17 protein-coding genes are annotated in these 25,857 nt (G+C 32.9%); 5 read left to right on the plus strand and 12 right to left on the minus strand.

The genetic code is table 11. From position 1 onward, the window contains the following. Positions 1–194: 194 nt before the first annotated feature. Positions 195–2,606, plus strand: a complete 2,412-nt coding sequence (locus HGP29_RS15195) for a thiamine pyrophosphate-dependent enzyme (RefSeq protein ID WP_168883271.1) — start codon at positions 195–197, stop codon at positions 2,604–2,606. A 223-nt stretch (positions 2,607–2,829) separates the two neighbouring features. On the opposite strand, the gene HGP29_RS15200 is transcribed toward HGP29_RS15195, so the two are convergent. The 5 genes from HGP29_RS15200 to HGP29_RS15220 are packed head-to-tail and all read right to left on the minus strand — an operon-like array spanning position 2,830 to position 6,964. Further along, entirely contained in the window at positions 2,830–4,068 is a 1,239-nt protein-coding gene (locus tag HGP29_RS15200; protein ID WP_168883272.1) for an ABC transporter permease, read from the minus strand. Between the two features lie 16 nt (positions 4,069–4,084). Further along, complete coding sequence (gene xseB, locus HGP29_RS15205) at positions 4,085–4,291, minus strand: exodeoxyribonuclease VII small subunit (protein WP_168883273.1); 207 nt, start codon at positions 4,289–4,291, stop codon at positions 4,085–4,087. Positions 4,292–4,338: 47 nt separating this feature from the next. Next, a complete protein-coding gene (gene xseA, locus HGP29_RS15210) occupies positions 4,339–5,709 on the minus strand; it encodes an exodeoxyribonuclease VII large subunit (protein ID WP_168883274.1) in 1,371 nt (456 codons plus the stop codon). Next, the gene (locus HGP29_RS15215) at positions 5,699–6,034 is read right to left on the minus strand and encodes a tetratricopeptide repeat protein (RefSeq protein WP_168883275.1); all 336 of its coding nucleotides are present in this window, start codon (positions 6,032–6,034) and stop codon (positions 5,699–5,701) included. Before HGP29_RS15215 ends, xseA begins: the two co-directional genes overlap by 11 nt. Positions 6,035–6,046: 12 nt before the next feature. Next, positions 6,047–6,964, minus strand: coding sequence for a 1,4-dihydroxy-2-naphthoate polyprenyltransferase (locus HGP29_RS15220; RefSeq protein WP_168883276.1), 918 nt, complete (start codon positions 6,962–6,964; stop codon positions 6,047–6,049). Between the two features lie 97 nt (positions 6,965–7,061). On the opposite strand from HGP29_RS15220, the gene HGP29_RS15225 reads away from it, so the two are divergent. Continuing rightward, positions 7,062–7,757 carry an SIR2 family NAD-dependent protein deacylase gene (locus tag HGP29_RS15225; protein WP_168883277.1) on the plus strand — a complete coding sequence of 232 codons (696 nt, stop codon included), beginning with the start codon at positions 7,062–7,064 and terminating at the stop codon, positions 7,755–7,757. 122 nt (positions 7,758–7,879) lie between these two features. Beyond that, positions 7,880–8,284, plus strand: coding sequence for a SiaC family regulatory phosphoprotein (locus tag HGP29_RS15230; RefSeq protein ID WP_168883278.1), 405 nt, complete (start codon positions 7,880–7,882; stop codon positions 8,282–8,284). Between the two features lie 92 nt (positions 8,285–8,376). Here HGP29_RS15230 and HGP29_RS15235 read toward each other — a convergent pair whose 3' ends face one another. Together HGP29_RS15235 and HGP29_RS15240 are read right to left on the minus strand one after the other, a co-directional pair. Then, complete coding sequence (locus tag HGP29_RS15235) at positions 8,377–8,841, minus strand: hypothetical protein (RefSeq protein ID WP_168883279.1); 465 nt, start codon at positions 8,839–8,841, stop codon at positions 8,377–8,379. A 106-nt stretch (positions 8,842–8,947) separates the two neighbouring features. Then, positions 8,948–9,616, minus strand: a complete 669-nt coding sequence (locus HGP29_RS15240; protein WP_168883280.1) for an FKBP-type peptidyl-prolyl cis-trans isomerase — start codon at positions 9,614–9,616, stop codon at positions 8,948–8,950. A 274-nt stretch (positions 9,617–9,890) separates the two neighbouring features. Between HGP29_RS15240 and HGP29_RS15245 the strand changes: the two genes are divergently transcribed. Then, entirely contained in the window at positions 9,891–12,314 is a 2,424-nt protein-coding gene (locus tag HGP29_RS15245; RefSeq protein ID WP_168883281.1) for a PspC domain-containing protein, read from the plus strand. Here HGP29_RS15245 and HGP29_RS15250 read toward each other — a convergent pair whose 3' ends face one another. Continuing rightward, complete coding sequence (locus HGP29_RS15250; protein ID WP_168883282.1) at positions 12,315–13,982, minus strand: coiled-coil domain-containing protein; 1,668 nt, start codon at positions 13,980–13,982, stop codon at positions 12,315–12,317. Between the two features lie 372 nt (positions 13,983–14,354). Between HGP29_RS15250 and HGP29_RS15255 the strand changes: the two genes are divergently transcribed. Further along, entirely contained in the window at positions 14,355–14,822 is a 468-nt protein-coding gene (locus HGP29_RS15255; protein ID WP_168883283.1) for an NDR1/HIN1-like protein, read from the plus strand. A gap of 54 nt (positions 14,823–14,876) precedes the next feature. Here the strand turns inward: HGP29_RS15255 and HGP29_RS15260 are convergent, their stop codons facing one another. The 4 genes from HGP29_RS15260 to HGP29_RS15275 form a co-directional block, all read right to left on the minus strand. Beyond that, positions 14,877–18,122: an MFS transporter gene (locus tag HGP29_RS15260; protein ID WP_168883284.1), complete on the minus strand. Its 3,246-nt coding sequence runs from the start codon at positions 18,120–18,122 to the stop codon at positions 14,877–14,879. Between the two features lie 168 nt (positions 18,123–18,290). After that, a complete protein-coding gene (locus HGP29_RS15265) occupies positions 18,291–20,531 on the minus strand; it encodes a GH92 family glycosyl hydrolase (protein WP_168883285.1) in 2,241 nt (746 codons plus the stop codon). A 51-nt stretch (positions 20,532–20,582) separates the two neighbouring features. Further along, positions 20,583–23,618, minus strand: a complete 3,036-nt coding sequence (locus HGP29_RS15270; RefSeq protein ID WP_168883286.1) for a GH92 family glycosyl hydrolase — start codon at positions 23,616–23,618, stop codon at positions 20,583–20,585. 22 nt (positions 23,619–23,640) lie between these two features. Then, positions 23,641–25,833, minus strand: a complete 2,193-nt coding sequence (locus HGP29_RS15275; RefSeq protein ID WP_168883287.1) for a glycoside hydrolase family 20 protein — start codon at positions 25,831–25,833, stop codon at positions 23,641–23,643. Positions 25,834–25,857 lie beyond the last annotated feature (24 nt).

A 25,857-nucleotide genomic window follows, 5' to 3' on the forward strand; every position in this document is an offset into this window, starting at 1 on the left:
CTTACTAGAAGAATTCTAGAATAGGTTTTTTAGCGTATATATTACACTTTAGTTATTTTAGGTTTAAAAGACGATTATTTATTCTTAATTTTGCGTTAAATATTAAATCTGTACTTGTAAATACTAACCACAAGGACCTTACAAGTAACACATATACATTCGACATCAAAGTCTGAAATTGTCCAACATTTAAGATGACAACAAAGCAAAATTTAGATTATAAATTCTCAAAAGAGGAAGTCCTCGAAGACCTGAGAATTGCAATCGAAAGTAGACACGCTAGTTTAATTGGTAGAAAAGAGGTATTCATGGGAAAAGCCAAATTTGGTATTTTCGGTGATGGCAAAGAAGTACCTCAATTGGCCATGGCAAAATTTTTCCAAAATGGAGATTTCAGGTCAGGTTATTATCGTGACCAAACATTTATGTTTGCCATTGGTGAATTATCTATCCAAGAATTCTATGCTCAACTATATGCCCATACAGATGTTGAAGCAGACCCCTCTAGTGCGGGTCGTTGTATGAATGCTCACTTTTCAACAAGAAGCTTAAACCCTGATGGATCTTGGAAAGATCTTACTAAACAAAAAAACTCAAGCTCTGATATATCTTGTACAGCAGGTCAAATGCCAAGATTAGTTGGTCTAGCTTATGCATCAAAGTTATACAGAGAAAATAAAGACTTAAATGGTGCTGAAATTGCCAAAAACTTCTCAGTAAATGGTAATGAAGTAGCTTTTGGTACTATCGGTAATGCCTCTTCTGCTGAAGGCATGTTCTTTGAGGCCATTAATGCAGCAGGTGTCTTAAATATTCCAATGATCACATCTATTTGGGATGATGGTTATGGTATTTCTGTTCCAAATGAGTATCAAATGACAAAAAATAATGTCTCTGCTGCTCTATCTGGATTCCAAAAAGAAAAAGACACAAACGGATTAGAAATCTTTACTGTTAAGGCTTGGGACTACCCTGCTTTAGTAGATACATATAAAAAAGCTGTTGATTTAGCTAGAAAGAATCATACTCCTGCAATTATCCACGTTATTGAGGTTACTCAACCACAAGGACATTCTACTTCTGGTTCTCATGAAAGATATAAGTCTGAGGATCGTTTAAAGTGGGAAGATGAGTTTGATTGTATCAAAAAAATGAAAGAATGGGCAATTGATGAAGGATTTGCTACTCAAGATGAAATTGATGCTATTGAAAAATCAGCACTAAATAAAGTAAAAGAAGAAAGAAAAGCTGCATGGGATGCTTTCAAGGCATCAATGAAAGTAGATTATGAGGTGGCAGTAGATCTATTAAAAAGAGCTACAAGTTCTCTTCCTCAAAACAATGATATTCTTCGTCTTTCAAAAGAATTACAAAAGACCATCAATCCTATTCGAAAAGATGCTATTTCTATTGTGAAAAAAGCACTTAGAGAGATGCGATTTGAAAACATTCCTGTTAAAGCAGAAATGCAAGCATGGTTGAAAAAAGTAAAAGAAGAAAACTACGATAGATACAGCAGTTATTTATATAGTGAATCTGATGAGGCTGCTTTAAAGATACCTCCTGTTGCTCCTGAATATTCTCCAGATTCACCAATGGTGGATGGTAGAGAAATTATGCAGGCTGCCTTCGATAAGATTTTTGAAAAAGACCCTAGAGTTTTCGCGATTGGTGAAGATGTAGGTAAAATTGGTGACGTAAACCAAGGTTTCGCCGGCCTTCAGGATAAGTATTCTGAAATCAGAGTAACTGATACGGGTATTAGAGAAACTACAATTTTAGGTCAAGGTATTGGAGCTGCATTAAGAGGTTTAAAACCAATTATTGAAATTCAGTATCTGGACTATATATACTATGCTATGTCAACTTTATCAGACGACTTAGCTTGTTTACAATACCGTACTAAAGGTGGACAGAAGGCTCCTGTTATTATTCGCACAAGGGGGCATAGACTAGAAGGTGTTTGGCACTCTGGTTCTCCTATTGCCGCATTATTAAATTCACTTCGTGGTATTAATTTCCTAGTACCTCGTAACATGACTAGAGCTGCTGGTTTCTATAACACAATGTTGAAATCAGATGAACCAGCTTTAATCATTGAATGTCTAAATGGCTACCGTTTAAAGGAAAAAATGCCAAATAATTTAGACGATGTTTGTACGCCATTAGGTGTTCCAGAGGTCATTAGAGAAGGGTCTGATATTACTATTGTTACTTACGGTTCTATGTGTAGAATCGTGATGGAAGCAGCAGATCAATTGGCAAAAATTGGTATTAATGTTGAAGTAATTGACGTTCAAACTTTACTACCATTTGATGTAAATCATATGATTAAAGAGTCTATCAGAAAGACTAACCGTGTAATTTTTGCTGATGAAGATATGCCAGGTGGTACTACAGGGTATCTGATGCAAAAAGTGATTGATGAACAACAGTCATTTGATTTATTAGATTCTAGTCCAGTTTGTATTGCTGCTCGTCCTCATCGACCTGCTTACTCAACAGACGGAGATTATTTCTCTAAACCAAACGCAGAAGATATATTTGAAGCTGCATATAATATTATGAATGAAGTAGATCCAGTTACATTCCCTGAGATTTATTAATAGATATTCAATAACTAAAAAAGAGAGTGATTCATAGTGAATCACTCTCTTTTTTTATAAAAAAACCACCTCAATTGAGATGGTTTCTTAGAAAATAACTTGCTGCATTTCGAGGGAGTTCCTCACAAGTTAATCTCAGTACAAATTTTATAATTTTTATCTTTTTCTACAAGTGATAGAAAGATCAAATTGTTTGAATTCTACATCTTTAAGATAAATTCACCTAATTAAATTTTATAGATTTTATTGGTGAGATACCTAAAACTATAGAAGTAGGTATTAGAAGCCCTACTGAAGTTAATAATATCACAGTTAAATTCACAAATAGAATCGTATCCCAATGGAAACTAAATGGAACATAATCCAAATAATAAGTAGATGCTTCCAGTGGAATTAATTTGAAATTCAATTGTAAAACACCGAAACCTAAACTGATTAGGTTTCCGATAATCATCCCTTTTACAGCCATTCTTATCCCATCATAAATAAAGATCTTTTGGAGTAAATTGTTAGTCGCTCCAAGGGCTTTAAAAGTACCAATCATCGCTGTTCTTTCCATGATGAGAATCAACATAATGGAGATCACATTAAATATGGCAACACTGATAATAACAATTAAGAAAATCCAAACATTGTTATACAACATCTGAAACCAATCAAAAAAGTGAGCATATTTATCTTTCACACTTCGCATGATCAGATGTACATCCACAAAGTTTTCATCAATCTCCTCTCCAACTGCATCTAATTCATCGAAGTTATCGATAAGAATTTCCATTCCTCCAACTAATGAATCTCCCCAAGAATTTAGTCTTCTAACTAAATTGATATCACCATAGGCAACTAATTCATCAAAATCTTCCAAACCTGTATTATAGATTCCCGAGACTTTCATTTTCCTTGCTTTTGGAGGTTGTTGTATGAAATAGACTATAATATCATCTCCTACATTTAAGTTCATTTTCTTTGCCATCACTTGACTGATAACAATATATTTTGAACCATTTTTTAAGCTCTCCAAATCAGGAAATTTTCCAGAGACCATATCATTTTCCCAACGACTTATATCATAATCTTTAGATAATCCTTTAATTAGAATACCTGAGACCTCGTCATTAGATTTTAAAAGCCCCCATTTATGTGCGTAATTATATACGTTCTTAACCTTAGGCAAGCTGTCCTTCTTTAAATATAGATCGGAATTATTTACGTTCACAGGAGGTTCTTCTTTACTCCTGTTCATCGTAAATTTTTCTACATTCATATGACCAACATGAAGAAATAACTTGTCTTCAATTCCTTCTTTGAAACCATAAAAAATAGAAAAAGCAAGAATTAATGCTCCAACTCCCAAAGCAACACTGCCTATAGCAATCTTAGAAATTAATTTTGTAAAAGAATTATTTCGGTGAGCACTTAGCCGTTTAGAAATAAAATAAGGTAGATTTGATGTTCCTTTCATTTATATAATGAATACATTATTCTTTATCTTCTGAAAAAATATCTGTCAGTTCAGATTCAATGGTTCCGAGTTTCTCTTTACACATTTTTACCAACTCTTTTGCTCGTTTAGCCAATTTAGAAAGGTCATCTATAGGCACTTCATCTCCATCCAATTTATTCTGAATTTCTTGAAGTTCCTGTAAAGCGGCTTCGTAGGTTATATTTTCTTTTTGCTCTGACATAAGTAAAATCAATTCGAGATGCAATTTACAGTCTCTGAATACAATTATTACATTAATTTATCAATTTTCTTAACGATACTCTCAATTCTATGATCTTTTGTCCTTGTTTCTAGTACATCTCCTTCCTTTATAGAATTTGGATCTATTAATCGGCCATTTTTCACAGTCATTGAATAACCTTTTTCTAAAATTCGTTGAGGATCCTTACTTTCGATTTTAAGGTCAATTAGTTCAATATTTTTCTCTTCAGATGATATTGTAGATTTTATTTCCCTCTCAATACGATATAGATAGTTATCCAATTCCTTCCTACTATATTTTAGTTGACTAGGAAGACTTCTTAAATAATCACTACTTCGGCTTAACTGGTATTGATTTCTATTTAATTGAGAAAATGATTTTTCTTTGATTTTGGAATAAGAGAGCTTTAAATGATTTGATTCATTTATAATCCTACTAGAAAATTTAGGAAAAAGCTTTGCCACCTGTAATTCGAAAGAGTATCTATTATCCTCTACTAAGTCCTTAATATCGTCACTAATATTATTTAAGAGAATCTCTATATTTTGATCATAGGTATACACTCTATTAATCAAAAATTCTGCTACGGCAGTTGGCGTCTTCAAATTGAGGAAAGCAACTATATCAGCAATTGTTTCATCTTTTTCATGCCCTATCCCTGTTATCACAGGAATCGATGCTTTTGATATTTCTTTTCCTATTTCATATTGATCAAAAGCATACAAATCCATCTTTGCACCACCGCCTCTTATAATGATTATTGCATCATAATCTTCATTCGAAAGTTGAATTTTCTTCAATTGCTCAATAAGCATAGAAGTCGCTTTATCACCTTGAACTGCAGTTTCAAATAGGTCAATCTTAAATTTGTATCCTTGCTGGTTGTTCTTTAATTGATGCATGAAGTCTTCATATCCTGCAGCAATAGCAGAAGAAATTATTGCTAATCTTTGAGGCACAATAGGTAATTTCAACTTTCCTTGAAGCTCAACCTTACCCTCCTTATATAGTTTTTCAATGGCAAGCTTTCTCTTTCTCTCTAATTCTCCAATAGTATAACTATCATCGAGATCTAAAATATTTAAGGAAAGCCCATATACGTTATGAAAAGATATTTCTACTTCAGCTATAATTTCAGCTCCTTGTTTTAAAACCTGAAAAAGTAACTCCCCTAAACGATGTTCAAATACTTGATATTCTCCTTTCCAAATTGTGGCTCTAGATTTTGCAACAATCATATCACCCTCTTTTTCTACAAATTCGAGATATACATGCCCCGAACGGAAATTTAATTGTGCAATTTCTGCCTTAATCCAAAAAGCACCTGAAACTTTGTTAAGGTGCTTTCCAATACTAGTATTTAATTTCGTCAGAGAAAATACTTTTTTACCACTCATCGTCGTCTTCTAATTGAAAGTTTGTATAAGCAGTTTGAAGTTCTTTCAAGGCATGCTGATCGTTTACTTTCTTACAGATTTCTAAGCCTTTTACGTATACAGCTTCAGCCTCTTCTGATTGACCGTTTTCAGCAAAAGCTCTAGCGGCATGGTAATATGTACCAGCATACTCTTCATGATCTTTTAGTAAGATCTTATAATATTCTAAAGCCTTATCCCAATCTTCATCAGAAGCATATTCAGTGGCAATACCATATATTATAAAAGGATCGTTAGGGTCCTCTTTATAGAAGTCAAACAATTGATCTAATCTTTGCTGATTCATTTTTGATCTAAATTAAAAAGGTAAGCTAATGTAGTTTGGTAAAACCTGTCCAATTCCAAAAGTCAAAGAAAACAAAAGAGAAGTCATTGCCATTTGTTTTAAATATGGGTCAAGCTCTGCAGGTTGTGTCAGTTTAGTAACAGCCCAACCATTTTTTCTCAACAATGGAAAAGTAAGTACAAATAACCATTGGAACGGAGAAAAATAATTGAGATAAACATAAACTAAACCACAAATCATAGCCCCAAATAATAGTACCCAATGATACATTACTGCTGCTTTTCGTCCTATCCTTACAGGAACTGATTTCTTTCCTGCTTTTATATCAGATTCTATATCCCTGATATTATTCACATTCAATACTGCAACTGCCAACATACCACAAGAAGTAGCAGGAAATATTAATGATAGGTCAAATGTTTTCACCTGTAAATAATAACTACCAATAACACCTACCCAACCAAAAAATATCATTACGCTTAAATCACCAAGTCCAGCATAACCGTAAGGTTTTTTTCCAGCAGTATAAGTTATCGCTGCTATGATAGATAAAATACCTAATCCTAGGAATGATAAAAATTCTTCCCAGCTAGTAAGACTTATATATAATAGATAAAGACCACTCAATAGTGAAAGAGCACTAAAGAGAATTACAGCTGCTTTCATTGCACCTAAAGTAATTTGTCCACTTTGTACAGCTCTTTGTGGTCCTTCTCTTTCTTCATGATCTGCACCATGTATTGAATCACCATAATCGTTTGCTAAGTTGGATAGTATTTGTAATAATACAGTTGTTAGTATAGTAAAGCCTAATATCTTATTACTAAAAAAATCCTCTAATGATCTAAAAGCTAAAAAGTTACCTAATATAATGCTAGATAAAGCTAGCGGTAGAGTTCTTAATCTAAATGCCTGAATCCAAGCTTTCATAAATTCTTAAAATTCTAAGTGTTTTAATTTCTGACAATAATACTTTCTTTAAATGACATTTACACATATATTATACAACGTTTAAAAGGAATTTTTCATGAAAAAAAAGAAAATCGTTGTATTAACTGGTGCAGGTATTAGTGCCGAAAGTGGTATAGCTACATTTAGAGGAAGTGATGGATTATGGGAAGGTCATGATATTATGGATGTTGCCTCTCCTATTGGCTGGGAGAAAAACCCTGAGTTAGTCCTAGAGTTTTATAATAAAAGACGGGAACAAGGAATAGATGCAGTACCTAACAAAGGTCACCTTACATTAGTTGAATTAGAAAAATATTTTGATGTAAAGATCATTACTCAGAATGTAGACCACCTACATGAAAAAGCTGGTTCTTCTTATGTTTTACACCTCCATGGTAAATTATTTGAATCGAGAAGTACTGCGGATGAGTCATTAATTTACCCAATAGAAGGAACTTCACTCGACATGGGTGATCTCTGTGAAAAAGGAAGTCAATTACGTCCAAATATTGTTTGGTTTGGAGAAGATGTACCAATGATGGAAAAAGCTATGCAACTTACTTCTGAAGCTGATTACTTCGTAATTGTAGGAACATCATTACAAGTTTATCCTGCTGCAAGCTTGTTACATTACACTTCAAAAAATTGTAAGTTATTCTTGGTTGATCCAAATATTCCTGAAAATATTAATAAGTCAGAGGTCCATTGTATAAAAGAAAACGGTACAATTGGGCTCCCTGCTTTAATGGATTATTTCATGAAAATCAGTTAATTCGTATAATTTTTTAAAGAACAAATTGTATAAGTGTACTCATTACGTTATAATTACAGTATAAACTCTGTGTATTAACACATTTGTGTATTCCGATTGTATAATTCGAACTAACTGATCCAATGAATGATTTAATAATTAACAAGGAGAACAAAAATGCGCAAATCCCACAAATTTGCCTTCAATCAGCTCAAAGAAAAGGAAGCATTATCGGCGAATCTTACCACCCTAATGCACATCAACTTTATAATGACATTGTCATGTGGATTGATGACTATTTTATGACAAACCAACATTTTTCTTTAAGCTTTTGTGTTAGCTATTTTGATACTGCATCAAATAAGGGAATTTATAACATTCTTAAGTGTCTAAAAGATTGGCAATCAAAAGGTAAAACAATATCTATTGTATGGTATGTATCAGAAAGTGATGACGATCTGATCGAAGATATTGATGACTTAGCAGAAGATGCTAGTGTACATATCTCTACTATATTATCTGATAAACCACATTCAATTGCTAGCTAAGAAATTTATTTTAGTTGTGACACTTAGCAAGAAATAAAAAAAGGCTTTTTGATTTAAATCAAAAAGCCTTTCTACATTTTATATATTAAGTGTTATTCTTTCTTTAAAGAGATTACTAAAATTCTAGCACCAGGTAAAACATTACTAGCTCCCATGATTTTATCACTGTTTGCATAGTAAACATTTGTTCCATCAGATTGTACAACTGATACTGCTTCAGCAACAGGTTTATAAATTGGTTTCCCCCCATTGTTAATTGTAACCACTGGGGTTAAAGCTGAATCAGAATTTGATAAAACATTTAATTTATCATCTCCTTCTTTATTAAATTTATTTTCAAAAAACTTCGAATATTCTAAATCATATTTCTCTCCATTATTTTCTTTTACTACAATAGATTGAGTATTCTCTAAAATATCATTCTTCTTTTCGATGTCGTTGATAATTTCCTGAGTCTCATCAGTTAAGAAATCGTAACTATTAAGACCTTGGGCAAAAATATTTGACGAAAAACCGAAAAAAATAAAGGCTGAAAATAGAATGTTTTTAATACTCATAATAGCAGAATTTTAAATGGATGTCTTACACTTATAAACGCGTTTAAGACTAAAAAAGATTCTATAACAACCCAAAAAAGTTTAAAAAATTAAATTCATTAACAATTTATTTAGCGTCAAGGACTTCTATGTCAAAATATAAGGTCGAATTTGCTGGAATTGGACCAACATTTCTAGAGCCATAACCTAACTCTGAAGGGATCATCAACATGGCTCTGGATCCCACTGGAAGATTTAAAACACCTTCATCCCAACCTTTGATCACTTGGCCTACACCTACTCTAAACGTAAAAGGGCTATTTCGATCTCTTGAACTATCAAACTTTTCACCGTTCTCTAAAAAACCTGAATAGTGTACTACTACTTCTTGGCCTTTTTGAGGTGTCTCACCTGTACCTTCTTTCAATACTTTTATTCCTAAACCAGAACTTAGAAAATCATAACCAATTTTCTTCTTTTCAACGTTCCAAGTTTCAATGGCTAATTGAATAAATAATAAATCATTAGCAGTTAGCTTTAATTTTTTATCAAGAGTTAAACCCTTATATGTCAATAAATCGTCTGCTTTATCAAAGTTGATATCAATTCGTTTAGCTTTTTTCTTTTTACCAAAATAAAAGTATTGCTTATCTGAAACAAATTTAGCACACAAACCCTCAAATCTAGTATCAGTATAACAATAATTAGCTTTTTCGTCTGTAGGAGGACACTTTTCGCATTGTGCGTTTGCTGTAAAACCATACAGAAGAAAGATAAAACCAATAAAAAATTTCATGTTTAATAATATGATGTTTTGTAAAATTAGATACTATAAAGATAAGAAAGTAGTCCATATATAATAATTATTTGTGTTCAAATTGTACAAAAATGAACACTCTTAAAAAAGTTTAATAATAGCATCACTAATAGTAAAATAATAGTCAATATACTGTTTATCAATGTTTTACAGTTAATTAATTAACAAAAACAATGTATTGGTAAGATTTTAGATTCCATTCTATTAATATTAAGATGTAAATAGTACCTAATTATTAATAAACTTCTATTGAGTGATACTAAGTAGTATACATATTGGAAATACGAATTTTAAAATAACTGAAGATGCAAAGGACATTTTGGTGAACTACAAGTATGCCCTTCAACAACATCTGAAGAATTTTAAAGATGCTTCACTCATTATCACAGAATTAGAGTACAAACTCTCTGAGTTATTAATTCCATACGTAAAAGACGAATTTGATTTCTTATCGGAATTAGAAGTTATAGAATGTATTGAGATATTGGGTACTCCGGAAGGATTTGAGCTTCCAAAGTTCAAAAAGAACACAAATTTTTCTACCAATTTCGATCAGAAGAAATCTTTTTCCTTAGTAAATAATGTCACTCTTGATACTATTAAGGAGTTCTTCCATAAACTATATAGAGATACGGATAGACAACAAATAGGTGGTGTTGCAGCGGGTATAGCTCATATACTTAATACAGACCCATTATGGATTAGACTTTTATGTTTGTTCCCATTGATGGTATTGGGTACTTCAAAAGTACCTCTTGTCATTTGTTTTCTTGGTTATCTTACACTATGGATGTTGTTACCAGAGCAACGTAATATTAAAAGAAATCAAAATACTCGCTTATTCTTTAGAGATAAGGAGAATCAAGTGATCGCTGGAATAAGTTCTGGATTAAGTAATTATTTAGGTATAAACATACATGCTATTCGCATTACTTTTCTCCTATTAGCTTATTTCTACAAACCCTTTATACTGTTATATATTGTGATTTGGGTGGTTACACCTTATTCTAGAACCCTAAAAGATAAATTTCAAAGTAAAGGCAAGGCATTTAACTTAGAGGAGATTGAGAATTATCTCACTAAGACCTTACAGGACAATAATATAAACCAAGAAACGATTCAGAATGCTTTTAATAAAGTTGGTCAATATATTGGAAACATTAATGTCAGCCCATTTCTATTTGAATTGTTGAAGATCGTTAGCTTTGTTTTTGGAGCTATCTTATTTATTATTTCTATCTCAATGATCTTCATTGGCTTCCCTGCTCTAGGCATAGCCTTGAAATTAATTCCATTACATGATGTAATGACATACGTCTCATCTGATATAAATAATGAAATTCTTACTGATATTGATAGAAACCTATTGATGACAATTCAGTATAGTATTCCGAATACAACAGCCATTATTAGTCTTATCCAGTTACTTTCTGTAGTATCATTAACACTGATTTTGTCCGTCGGGCTAATGACTTTTAAGAAAGTAGTTAAGACCACACCAATCATCTTCTTATTAGTCCTTAGTGTTATTTCAAGTATCCTTTTATTTACAGCATTAAATATGTCTGTACATAATTTTGATAATCAAGCTACGCATAAAGAAGAAGTTTTTATTCCGATAAAAAACGGTTTTATTGACTTACAGTACGATAAGGTTGGGAAAATCGGTTTAAACGAAGTGGACATTGATTTGGATTCTTACGACGGTAAGGACTTAAAACTTGTTTTCTTACAAGAAGGTTTAGGTAAAACAAGAGAGAATGCTATTAAAAATGCGAAGGCCATCGATTACTTATCCATGATTAAAGAGAATAAAGTGATTCTTTCATCTCACTTTAGTTTTCCAAGAGGGGCAAAATATAGAAAACAGAAATTAAAACTAAAGGTCTTTATTCCAGAAGGTGTTCCATTTAAGGTAAACAAAGACTTATCTCAATATTTATCTCATGAAAGTATTCATATTGTAAATGCCGATGAATTGTTAGTTTTTAATCATCATGATATTGATGTTTTTACAGGAAACTTATTTTCTTTCCAAACTCCAAGACCAACACCAACACCTTCAAGGCCTAAATCATATATTGAATACAAGAAATTCAAAAATACACTCGACTCCGTTATTGTCTATGGAAATATCAACCTGCATTTGAAAGTTGACCATCGAGTAAAAGGTTCAATTGTAAAGTATAAGAAAGACAATAACAACCCATTAAATATTAAAAAGATCGGTAATAGTTTAAGAGTCTACCCTTCTGAGAACAAGAATAACTTCACTGATATTGTGATCATGACAAACAATATAGAGTTATTAAAATTTGAAGGAACTGGTGATCTTAGAATTGATGAACCTGTACAAATCGATTCGTTAGCTATTAAATTAGCTGGAAATGTAAAGGCTGATATTTATGATTTATCAGCAAAATTTACAGCTTTCGATCTTTCAGGAGCTGCCGAATTAGATGTTAATGGAAATTGTGACGATGTTCTGTTAATGACAAATGGTGGAAGTATTTTCAATGGTCAAGATTTTAAAACAAAAGATATTAAGGCAAAAGCAAAAGGCGTGTCTGAAATTAACATACACGCCTCTAATAATGCCACAATCTTTCAATCTACATTGAGTAAAGTAACCATATCTGGCAACCCTAACCATTTAGAAAATCATACACAACGTTAGTTAACGTCTAGTGATCATTGCTTTTTTGCTGACTCTCCAAGCATTTAAGCCTCTCACCTTTTTGGCTTCGCCATATAACGAAAGTGACATACTTGGTCCTTTTGTTCCATTATCCACCATATACTCATCAAACATTACAGCTAGATTCATATTTAATGTCCTTGTAGATTCATCATCATTGACAAACTCAAAATCTGCTGTAGCATCATCAATTACATTGATTTTGTATACATGTTTGTAAGAAAGTTTCTTACTTGACAAGTTGGTTAAGAAGCCATTCCCATCAGGTTCAGCATAAAAAACATCTATATATTTTATACTTGAATCAGACTCAACTTTAGTTGGTTCAATAACCATCTTAGTATTAGAATCTGAAGAACCACTACCCTGTGAATCCTTAGATTTCCCAATTAGTTCATTGATTTTGATCCAAGCATCATGTTGCTTTTCTTTTACTTCATCAATAATTGTTGCCAGGTTTTCAAATGTTTGATCCACATGCCCTTTATTTTCAACAATTTGTGATTGTAATAAAGTCTGAAGCTCTTGTTGACGATGAGTCATTTCATCAGCAATCTTGCCTATTTGTTCTACCTCATCGCTTAACTTACTTTCAATCTTTTCAAAGTTCTCCTTTGTCACTTCTTCAATAAGTTCCATCTTATCACGAAGCTCCAAACGTTCTCCTTTAATCTTAGTAAATCGAAGTTCTATTTTCTTTAACTCGTTTCCATGTTCATCAGAGATATGATTCACTTCTTTATTCAATTTCTCTAATTGCATTGTAAACGTTTGAAGAGCATCTTCTTTTACAAATTCTGATTTAATATCAGAAATCTGAGTTTCCATGTTTTCAAGTTTCACCAAAAACTCACGGATAGACTCTTTGTTAAAGCTATTTTCCTTCAATCCATTAATCTTTTCAATAAGATCACTGAATTTCTGGTCTGTATTATCTGATATTTCTTGAAGAGACTTTTTTCTAGCGATATGAATCATTTCTAAAGTCTCATCAATTTTATCAATACGTTTCAATTCAGACTCTAACTGATGAATTTTATCGATATAGTCTTTTTCTTGAGTTTCTAAGCGTTTGTTTTCCGTCTCAAGGCTTTTCACTCTATTTTCAAGAACTTGAAAACGGTTTAATATTTCTACATGAAAGGATGAATCTGGTTCAATTGTTTCATGCACAACTTTTTCTATCTCTTTTTCTGTTGGTTCAGGAGTTTCTCCATGATTAACATTGAGAGATGTATTTGAAAAATGCATCAAAAAAGTAAAAATAAAATTTGCCGTTTTTGAATCACTGATATAAAGTTCTAAATCATTTAAGGTCTTTGCCTCCATGATGTTATGAACATTTTCAGTTATTTCATTTTTATAAGCAAACAGTCTGTCGATATCCCAATTTGGAGTCTTATTTGAAACTATCCACAACTCATGGCATAGCTCATCAAAAAAGCCTTCTTCGATATCGTTATATTCTAAAAAATCTCTTTTCGAATAGAGGTTCACACCTCTACCTTTCAACTTAAAGCATTGACGGCCATCTCCGATATTGCCTCTTCCTTCTTTTAATAGAACATAGAAACGATATACAGAGAATTCTATAATTTGGAAAAAGTGTACTTTCTTTTCGGGTTGAATCATTGATGATATTGTCATAATGTTCCTAAAATCTAGGTTATTTCGTTTATTAAAGTCAACAGCAAATTGTCATAAAATGGTAACCTATATTTACGAGAGACAGATAGAATATTTTGTGAGTAGTCAATGTAAACCATAGATTTAAACAAAAATAACACGAAAAACCTCTATAATTCTTCTTTGTTATATCAATTAACAATTATTACCACTTTGTTTATGAAATAGTCTTTATTTCAATAAATAAAGGTCATTTAATTATTTCTCTTTATCAACTCGATCTTTTTTCAATACGCTAAATCCTTGGATTGATCCTATTATTTTGGGTATTTTTTCTAAAATAGAACTATAATTGTAATATACTTTTATAAACAGATTATACACTTTTTTATAATGAGAACTCAAACATTCTTTCAATACTTATTTTCACTTATTGTATTACTCTCTACAACATCTTGTGGACCAGAATCTCCAGAATTTGTTTCATTAGAAAATATGGAAATGTTCTCATTAGAAGATGGGAATTTTGTTGTGAAAGCAGATGCCGTATTATATAATCCAAATGGTGTGTCAATCACTATTGAAGAGATTCATGTCGATGTTTTAATCAATGGTAATATGATTGGAAACGTTGATCAGAAAGTCTCTTCGGAGGCAAAAAAGAAATCCGAGTTTAGTCTTCCATTGGAAGTTCAATTTCCTCCAAAAGCTTTATTTTCTAACTTCCTTGGAGGTTTGATTGACATGGCTACTGGTGAAGATTTTGAAGTTCGATATACTGGATATATCAAAACTAAAGTAATTGGAGTTACATTTAAAGTTCCATTCGATCAAAAAGAAAAAATTGGACTAAACATGTAATTAGAATATTGAATTACAAAAAATGGCATTCACCTTATCAGTGAATGCCATTTTTTATAGAGCAACTTTTTGAAGATTAATAGATGTCCTAAAGGACCTTCTAACGTTATTCATAATAAGCTCTACCATGTGCATATCTGTAGTCATCAATAAGAAGAATGACTCTTCGTCAATTTCATACAAACTAGTATCTTCAATTGCATAGCAATCTCCTATCCATGCATCTGACTGTGGAGAGATATAAGTACCTAATAAACTACGTTTTTTATATAGAATTGTATGCTCATCTCCTTCTCCTATTCCAAGCTCACCTTCTTTTACTACAAATAATCCACTTCTTTTTAATTCCTCAGCAGTACCTAATTTTTTACCCGCTTCTACAAATCGGATAGAACTTATAGAAGCAATTTCTACTAGTTCGTTACCGCTTAAACCATGAAACTCTGATAAATTAGAATAATAGAGAGCTTTTGAGAACACTAAGTGTGGTGCGTTGGTCCATTTCATGTTTTCTATAGACCTCATTTTATCTCTTATATCTGCTTCTTTTGATTGTGATAGCCTAGGATATGCTTCTTCAAGTAATTCAGGGAAGTTTACGGTTAATATCCATGCTGCCATTTCTGACATTAACAACTCACTGTCAAATAACAGCCCTACTATAATTTCAGAATTAATAATTGCGGGTTTATACGAAATAGCATACAAAGCACAAGCTCTAACCCATGATGACAACCAGTTTGGATCTCGAGTAATTAATCTAACCAATACATATTCACTAGAATATTGTTCTCTATAGAATAATTCAGATAGTTTTTTAATCCTATCTTCGACTCCTATATCCTCAAATAACGGTAATACATATGCTTTTATATCTTCATCTATCAGTACATCTAAAAGCTCAACGGCATAACCGATACTATCAGCTGTACCTAATTCATGGTTTTTTCTGATCAAATTTAGTGAACCTCTGTCATAAAGCATATTCATGATAAGGAACATCTGATTATAGTTATCCAATATCTCTGATTGAATAGCTCTATGAAGTAAAGTCGTTTCCTTAGAATCACCTATTTCTAAAGTTGTAGCGATATTCCAATAACAGTTATTTGCCTCTCTTTTTAATGCTTCCTTCAAGAAAAGTTGACTGTATTCATCTTCTGCATTCCATCCAAGTTCACTAAGTAATGATAATGCTTCATAAGATATTTTACGTTCTGGTGAAGTAATTTTATCCGCCAATAATTGTACTGACTCTTCACTACCTATTTTAGCATAAGCTTGTAATATCAGACGTTTGGTTTGTTGTACTTGACCGTTTTTATGGAAAGCTGTTTCTAAGATTTTAGCGCCAGATTCACCAACTGCAATAATTGCAGAAAGAGCAATACGTTCATCTCCTTTTATTGATAAACGTTCTACTAATGCTGGAATCATTGTTGAAATTTTATGATGACCAACCAATCCCATCGCTTCTACCCTTACTTGATAGTTATAATCACGAATTAACCTTGAAATAATTCCATCATACGATTCTTTGTATTCATTAAACATCAATCGAGCAGCTCTAATTCTATCAGATGGAGTGGATGATTTCGATAAATACAGAATGTTCTCATCATTTATTTCAAGCGTTATTTCAGCATTCAATTCTTCACTTAAGTTCTTAGCAACTACAAGCAAAATATCATCATCATCAAAAGAACCATTTGAGAAATTGTCTAAGGCAGGAATACTCTCATAGATACTATACTCTTTGATTTTCATTAATGCCTCTCTCTTATTGATGAAACGAAGTAAGTTACCTTCATCAGAGAGAATATTTCTATAAAGAAAAATATCTAAACGCTCAATTAACTTAAATAATAAGGGAGCTACTTTCTGAGGAACACTATTCCAACGCATCTGTAATAGATTCTGAATCTTATTATTTTTGAATCTATGTCCAACGGAATCATGATAATCCAACTCTGTTGAATTGGCAGACAATAAGTTTTGAAGAGAAATTCTATATTGGTTATACATTTTGAAAGTCACAAAAACCCAAACGCCTACAATTGCAAATATCACAAAGTTATTATAAAGGATATTGTAGCTATTGAGTTTTGAGATACCTATCATAAGTATACCCGCACCTAGTGTTGAAAATTGAGCAACTGTACCTTCAACAAGAGTTTGAGCTTCATATCTAATTTCAGATGGTAACGGAAAGAAGAATATTTTTACTGTCGGGTTTTCCAGGGAGTCTCTTAATGCATCTGTTACTAGCTTTGACATACTAATGATCAAGAAGAACATTAAGAAAGCATTGGATGATTGATCATGTCCAAATAATGATCCGATAACCAAGTCAATAACACAGAAGAAAACTAATATACCAGGGAGTAACATCAATGAATATTGCAAACCATAAACCTCCAATATTCTATCATTTAAAAACGTCTGTACTAAGAAAGAAACGATGATTACAAATGCTTCAAAAAAGGCCAAGAAATTCGCTAATTCCTGTTCTTCCAAGAAATATTGAGGAGTGACAGTTACAAAAGAATAGTCTACAAATGCAGCAGAAAAACTAGAACACATAACAAAGATACTTATCACAAAAAAGTAACTTTTATAATCTCGAAGCTTAACTCTTTTTGTTTTGTCTTCATTTGAGTTCCCTCCTAATGTCAACGCCTCCGCAGAATGCATTTTAAATTTCCTTAGGATATAAACGATTGAAAAGAAACAGCCAACATAGGATAAGACGCCTATAAGAGACAGGTATTCTAAAGATGGAAGTAATTGTTGAACTAAAGGAACAGAGAAAAAGGCTAAAATTGTTGCTACAGCTTGTCCCGTATCAATACCACCAGATAATCTTTTACTTTGAGTAAAGTTAAATAGTCGTCCAAAAGCACCCCAAAATATCAATAACGATATCGATGCAATTGGTCCAAGAGTCGCAAACCCTAAGAAAACAACAATATCATTCTTCTCTAGTATTAATAAAGAGGTTGCTATAGACCCTACTATTAGTAAAATGATAATTGAAGTATAATAGACGAGCTTTCTAAAGCCAATAATATTCTGAAGTCTTGAAAATAAAATGGTAAAGATTATCCCTAAAATACCTTGAGTAACCAAAGCTAAAGGGAAATCATTTTCATTCCCAAATTGAGAAATAAATAAGGTATTTATAGATACACTATAACTCGCCATGAATATACCAGTGAAGAAGCCTAATGTAAGCAAGGCTGCAATTCTAGCCCATTCCGAGGGAAGGCCTCCCACCATATTGAGTAATAGTTTTTTCATAGTTTATTCTTAAGAAAGTATGTTAGAGAGAATCTAGAAAACTCATCAAAAAATTGTCTCAATTGAAGATAATGAAAATAGAAACAATTTTCACCTTTACCTAAAAATATCATACCAATAAAAAAAGGCAATGCCTAAGCACTGCCTTTTAGTTCTATTAGTTTTGTTCTATTTCATCACAAAAGTAATTTCTTTTGCTTTCACTAGATCTTTATGTTGGATAAAATACCCTTTGATTGTTTTTCCATCAATCTTAATAGAAGCTATTCTATTAGAGTCTCCTCCTGTTTTCTTGATAATCACTTCCTTGTTATCCCAGAACTGGTCATTTAAAGTGATTTTTATTTCATCGAAAGCTGGAGTTGTCATCGCATATTGAGGAGTACCAGGAGCATCCGGATAAATTCCCATCATAGAAAATACAACCCAAGCTGACATTGTTCCTGTATCGTCATTACCTGCAATACCATCCGGTTGATTTGTAAAGTACTTTTCTCTTAGTTCTAATACTTTTTCTTGAGTTTTATACTCTTGCCCTTTGATATAGTTATAAGCATAAGGATAAGCGATATCTGGCTCATTGGCCATATCATATTGACCAGTTGAGAATATTTCATCCAAACGTTTTGTAAATGATTTATTACCACCAAATTGTTTGATCAATCCAGGAATATCATACTGCACCATCATGTTGTATTGATAAGCATTCCCTTCCACGTAACCAACATTATGTTCAAAGTTTGCTCCATGGTTTGGATCAAAAGGTGAATACCAAGTTCCATCTTTATGTCTTGGTCTTAAGAAGTCCGTTTCTTTATCAAATAATTTTTTATAACCATTTGCCCTTGCCAAGAACTCCTTATATTTATCTTCATCACCATACTTTTTAGCAAATTGAGCAATATTCCAATCTGCAATATTATACTCTAAAGATGTAGATACTGAAGCCCATAATTTCTTATCCAATTCATCTTCAACAGGAATGTATCCGTACTTAATATAATCATCAATACAAGGTCTTACAGGATTCCCTCCATCTACAGGGTAAGCACTTTTGGTTATTGCTTCAAATGCTTTCTTTTGATCGAATTGATCTAAACCTCTCATGTAAGTATCTGAAATTACAATAGCAGCGGGATCACCAACCATTGTAAAAGTCTCAGTTGAATTTAATTCCCATTTTGGCAACCAACCTGTTTCATCATAAATATCCAACATGGAATTTACCATATTTAACTGTTGCTCAGGATACACCAAAGTCATTAGTTGATGTAAGTTCCTATAGGTATCCCACAATGAAAAGACAGTATATCTTTCTCCTTCAGTAATTTTAGTTTTTCTGGTTTTAGCTGCTGGGTATTCTCCGTTTACATCACTGAGAACATTAGGATGTATCATTGAATGATATAATGCTGTATAGAAAACTGTTTTATCATCATTAGAACCACCTTTTACATCAATTTTTGACAATACATCGTTCCAGTTATTTTTTGATCTCTGAGCAATTTCATCAAATGATACGTTAGCCACTTCAGTTTCAAGATTTTCTCTTGCGTTTTCAATACTCACATAAGATATACCTATTTTTACCTCAACTTCAGTTGGCTGTTCAAAGTCATAAGAGAAGTATGCGCCTAATGAATCTCCAATAATTGGATAATAGGCATCTTCAATAATTCTTTGTTGTCCATTGTAAGCGGACATCCATTGTGCTTCGATCCCTTCGATCTTTCTATGTTGTTGCCAAACACCAACTTTACCTGCTTTATGGTTGACTTTCATCACAAAATAAACAGGGTATATTGTTTTTGGATTATTGTAACAGAAAGAGCCCACCATACGCATTCCTTCAATTTCTTGATCATTCACCACTTTAATCATACCCCCACTTTCGTTGGATAAAGCTTGACCAAGGTTCATTAATATATTGGCTTGTCCGGCTGGAAAAGAGAACTTGCTGATACCTGATCTTTGGGTTGCCGTTACTTTTGTATCGACATCATATTTATCTAAATGATTAGAATATAAACCTGCCTGTGCTTTTTCTTCAGAATATAAAGATCCATATTTTTTAGGATCGATTTCTAGTTCACCTGTGGTAGGCATCAGAATAACGGCACCTAAATCAGGGCAACCAACACCACTTAGATTGACATGGCTGTATCCTGTAAAAATCTTGTTTTCATAAGCATAAGGAAAAGATACCCAATTCTGGTCTTTCTCATGAGTATTTCCTTCTCCTGATGTATTAAAAGGTACAACAGAAACCATACCCCTTGGTGCTATTGCTCCAGGGTTTGTTGCTCCATAATTTGTAGTACCAATAAAGGGATTAACGTAGGTAGTATAATCTTGTGAATACCCCATAAAGGATATACACAAAAGTAGTTGTAGAAGTATTTTTTTCATCGTTTTAGCTATTTAGCCCACTATTATTAATAAATAGTGGGCATCTTATTTTTACTCAATAACAATTTCGTCTGAGAATAACCAAGGGTTATTTCCTGCGCCAGGGTGCCAATTTGGAATTGCCTCAAAAGGAGTTGCAATTACCTTCACATAGCGATATTCACCAGCAATTTTTTCAGTAAATCTTGTGACACTAATAATTGGGTGATCGTTTGGCATTTTAGTTTCTTGAATTCCAATACTAGTATAGTTTTCTCCATCATTTGATACTAAGAATTCAATTTTCTTAGGTAAGAATAACCATGAACTTGTATTTTCTAAGAATCCCATAGACACTTGATGTAATTCTTCAGGTTGCCCTAAATCTACTATTGCCTCAAGGTTTTGTTTTGAAACGCCATCCCACTTACCATCTCTTAAATTATCTGATGCATAAACGCCATCCAAGATACCATTATTACCCGCATCATATGTAGCATTTTTTTCATAGTTGATGCTTAACTTAGGATATTCTTCACCTGTATTAAAGTAAGCTTTCTTAAATTCAAAATCAGATACTTTACTAGAAACTCCTTTACTGTTCACTGCAATAGCCTTAACAACAGTAGATTTTTCTAATTTAAATGGTTTATCAAACTTCGTTGAATTAATATCAGGTGTAGTTCCATCAATAGTATAGTAAATATCTACTTCTGGTGTCACATCCTTCAATGATACATCAATTGTTGAATTAAAAATGACCGATTTATTAGTGATATAAGGTCTAAAAACTTCCTCTTTTGTATCAATGATAGACAATGCCTCTGAAGGAGGTACAGCATAAGAAGTAGGTCTAGCTGATTTTTCTTTACCCCATTCTGAAGGTGTATCTCCCATTGTTAACTTTATCACACCTCCTGTTTCAATTTGATTATGAGTAATGAAAGTCTTGTCGTATTCAGACCCATTAAAGCTAGCTGATTGTATGTAAGTGTTGTTTACATTATTGTTTTCAGCCTCAATCACAAAATCGTTTCCATTATCTAAATGTATTGTCACTTTTCCAAAAACAGGGCTACCGATAGCATATTGTCCATCAGCAGGGTTTACTGGATAGAATCCCATTGCAGAGAAAACATACCAAGCAGACATCTGTCCACAGTCCTCGTTACCACATAATCCATCACGTTCTGAAGTATACATTTCGTCCATTACTTGACGAATTCGAGCTTGCGATTTCCACGGTTCTCCAGCATAATTGTATAGATAAATAACATGATGCGATGGCTCATTACCTTGTGCATATTGCCCAATAAGTCCTGTCACATCATGAGCCATATGATTATCATTTACAGCTTCTTGTGAGAACATATCATCAATTTTCTTCACAAACGCCTGATCGCCTCCATGAAGTTCAATTAATCCATTGATATCTTGAGGTGCAAAGAAGTTGTAATGCCATGCATTACCTTCTGTATAATTTCCTGCTCCTAATAATGAAATTGCCATTGGGTCGAAAGGCTCATCCCATACACCATACATATTTTTACCTCTCAAGAATCCTGTTTCAGAATCATAAAGGTTTTTATAGTTTAATGATCTATTACTATATTTTTTGTAATCTTCAGTTTTACCTAATTTCTTAGCTACTTGTGCTACAACCCACATATCATATGCATACTCAACCCCTTTCGATACCGCATTTGCTTCTTTTTCCACTGGAATAAAACCTTCAGAGTTAAACCAATTTAAGCCTCTTCTTGGATCTTCTGCAGCTGCTACCAATGCCTGATAAGCTAATTCCTGATCAAAGTTTCCTTGTCCTTTTAAAATAGCATCCGCAATTACTGGAGCTGAATGGAAACCAATCATTGTACCGGTTTCATTCGCTGATAATTCCCAAATAGGTAACTGACCAGACTGCTCGTACTTTGCAATCATCGATTTAATAAAATCGTTATTTTCCTTTGGTGCAATTAAAGTAAATAATGGGTGTGTGGCTCTAAATGTATCCCATAATGAGAATAAAGTATAATTAGTAAATCCTTCTGCCTTATAGATTTTATGATCCATTCCTCTATAATTATGATCAACATCCATATATACATTTGGAGCGATCATAGAGTGATATAGTGCTGTGTAGAAAATAGTTTTATTCACTTGATCACCACCTTCTACTTCAATTTTTGATAGCTTTTCATTCCAAGTTGTTTTTGCTTGATTTTTCACTTTATCAAAATCAAAGTCTTGCACTTCAGCTTCCAAGTTTTTTCTAGCACCTTGAACACTCACCCCAGAAATAGCAACTTTCACAACTATAGCTTCATCCTGCTTAGTTGAGAAATTAACTACTGCTTTCACATCATCACCTTTCACATTTTGTGGATTATCTATAGTTTGCCCTGCAGATACCCCTTGAATTGATTTGAAAGGTTTCGAGAATTGAGCTACAAAATATACATACTGATCTCTTGCCCAACCTGAAGATCTTCTTAAACCAACAATCTCATTCTCTCCAGTTACTTGAAACCAAGTTTCTCTTGCAGAATCAGAAATTCCGTGTTTTAAATCGACAATTATATGAGCATCCTCAGTTTCTGGAAAATGATATCTATGAACACCTACTCTTGTTGTTGCTGTTAATTCAGCAGTAACATTATAATCTTCTAAAAATACACTGTAAAAACCTGGTGAAGCTTCTTCTTTCACCTGTTCAAATCTTGATCTATAACCTTCATCTGGATTCTCTTTTGATCCTGGCTCTGTTTTTACTTCGCCAACCGTTGGCATTAATAATATATCGCCATAATCACCTCCACCAGTACCAGACAAGTGAGTGTGTGAGAAACCCATAATTGAATTATCAGAAGCATGATATCCTGAACACCAGTCCCATCCTTCAATTCCAGTATCAGGGCTTAATTGTACCATACCAAAAGGTACAGTTGCTCCCGGGAATGTATGGCCATGTGCACTCGTACCAATAAATGGATCAACATAATCTGTATAAGAAGCCGGTATATTTTCTTTGCTGGCTTTAGTAACTGAATTTTTCACACAACTTGACAAGAATGGCAAGATGAGTAATGAAATGAAATAGTGACGCATATTTATTTTTTAAAAGATTGTATTATTTAATAATGATTTCATCGACAAATAACCAAGAAGGGTTACCTGCTCCTTGATGCTCTTCAGGTAATAACCCTCCATTTTCAATCAGTAATTTTAAGGCTCTCACACCTTTCAATTCTTTCTTAAATTTGACTTGATAATGGTTACTTTGATTGATTTTAGTGATTTCGATTTTAGTCTTTAACTTCTTAAATGAGCTACCATCTAATGAATAGGCAATCTCTATTTCTTTTGGTGCCATAATCCATGATGCTACTTCATCGTAAGTATTAAATTCAATGCTTTTTATATTAATCGATTCTTTCCACTGAAAAGTTGCATTAATTGACGATCCATTAAAGCCAATCCAATTTGAATTTTTAAACTTCTCAGGGTTCCCTAATTTTCCATCTATTAAACTATTTACACCAACACCTTGATAAGGAGTTGAAGGTAAATCTATTAAGCTCAATTCAGCTTGATTGCCTTTATGAATTTCGAAACTTACTTTCTCAGGGTCTCCATATGTTTTATCACCCATAAATGCTTGAAAAACAATTTCTCCTGATGATGTAACTTGGATAGTGTTCTTATATTCTGTAAATGTAGTTTGATCTGGACTTTTATATTTCAAATCCACATTATCAATCAATAGATTCGCAGAAACTTCCAATTTTTCATTTTTTTCTTCGGTTGTCACTTCCATTACTTGAGATGATGGACCAAATGCAACACCTTTTTTATCCAAAATTGGATATTGGCCTAACATTCTTTCTTCAAAAGCATGGAATCCATCCTCTTTTGTTCCTTTCCACAGTGCTTCTGAAAATGCTAAGACCCTAGGGAATACTTGAAAATCTATTCTATTTTTATCCGGAATTCTTTCTGTCCAAACAGTACATTCTCCACCTAATATATGTTTCTGATCCTCTTTTGAAAGACCTTTAGGTGTTGGATTATAAGCATATACTTGAGCTACATCTGTTGTTACAATATCATAATCAAAATAACAAGCACTAGTTGGAGAAGCAATCACATCATTTCCCATTTTGGCAATTTTGCCAACTGCCTCTGGATCATGCCAATCTCTCCATAATTGTACAGTCGCGGTTGGAGATAAGCCACCTTCTAGAATTTCATCCCAACCAATTATCTGTTTTCCATTTTCGTTGACTACCTTTTCAATTCTATGAATAAAATAACTTTGTAATTCATGTTCATCTTTTAGGTCCTCAGTTCTAATTTTCAACTGACACTTATCACATGCTTTCCATCGGTCTTTGGGACATTCATCTCCACCCACATGAAAATATTTACTAGGAAATAATGGAATTACTTCTTCTAAGATATCCTCTATAAATTGATATGTCTCTTCATTTCCTGCACATAATACATCTTTACTTACACCCCAACGTGTCCATACTTCGAATGGGCCTCCTGTACATGATAATTCTGGATAAGCTGCTAACGCTCCTAACATATGGCCAGGCATATCAATTTCGGGAATCACTTCTATTCCTCTTTTAGCTGCATAAGCAACAATTTCTTTAATCTGTTCTTGAGTATAAAAACCGCCATATTTTGAGCCGTCACTTTCTGTTCTCCAAGCACCTATCTCTGTCAGTTTTGGGTATTTTTTAATCTCTATTCTCCAACCTTGGTCTTCAGTTAAATGCCAATGAAATTTATTCAACTTATAATAAGCCATTAAATCCAAGTATTCTTTAACGACATCAATTGTAAAGAAATGTCGACTTACATCTAACATTAATCCTCTCCAAGGGTATTTTGGTGCATCGTGAATATCAACACATGGTACATTTGCATCGAGGTTTGCCAATTGAAGCAAAGTGGATAATCCATGTAATAACCCTTGTTGGTTATGGGCGGTTATATCAATATTCTTTTCTTTTACAGTTAAGATATATGCCTCCTCTCCTAAAGGAATTTCATCTACTATATTCAATGTTATATCCGCATAATCTTCTAAGGATTCTTTGATTTGAATACCAGTCTGAAACTTTAACTGACTAATAAAGTAATCCAAAGGTAAATCTGAGTTTCCCTTTGTGATTTTTATATCTTCAGTCAATATAAAGTTCCCTTTTTCCCAACGAATTTCTTTGGGTTGAGGTACTAGTGAAGGTTGTTGTCCAAAAACACTGGTTATTTGGATTAGTAAGATGATTGGCGTTAGTAGTAGTAATTTCATTTCTTGATTGATAATTATGGGAAA

This window comes from Flammeovirga agarivorans, from assembly GCF_012641475.1.
GTDB lineage: Bacteria > Bacteroidota > Bacteroidia > Cytophagales > Flammeovirgaceae > Flammeovirga > Flammeovirga agarivorans.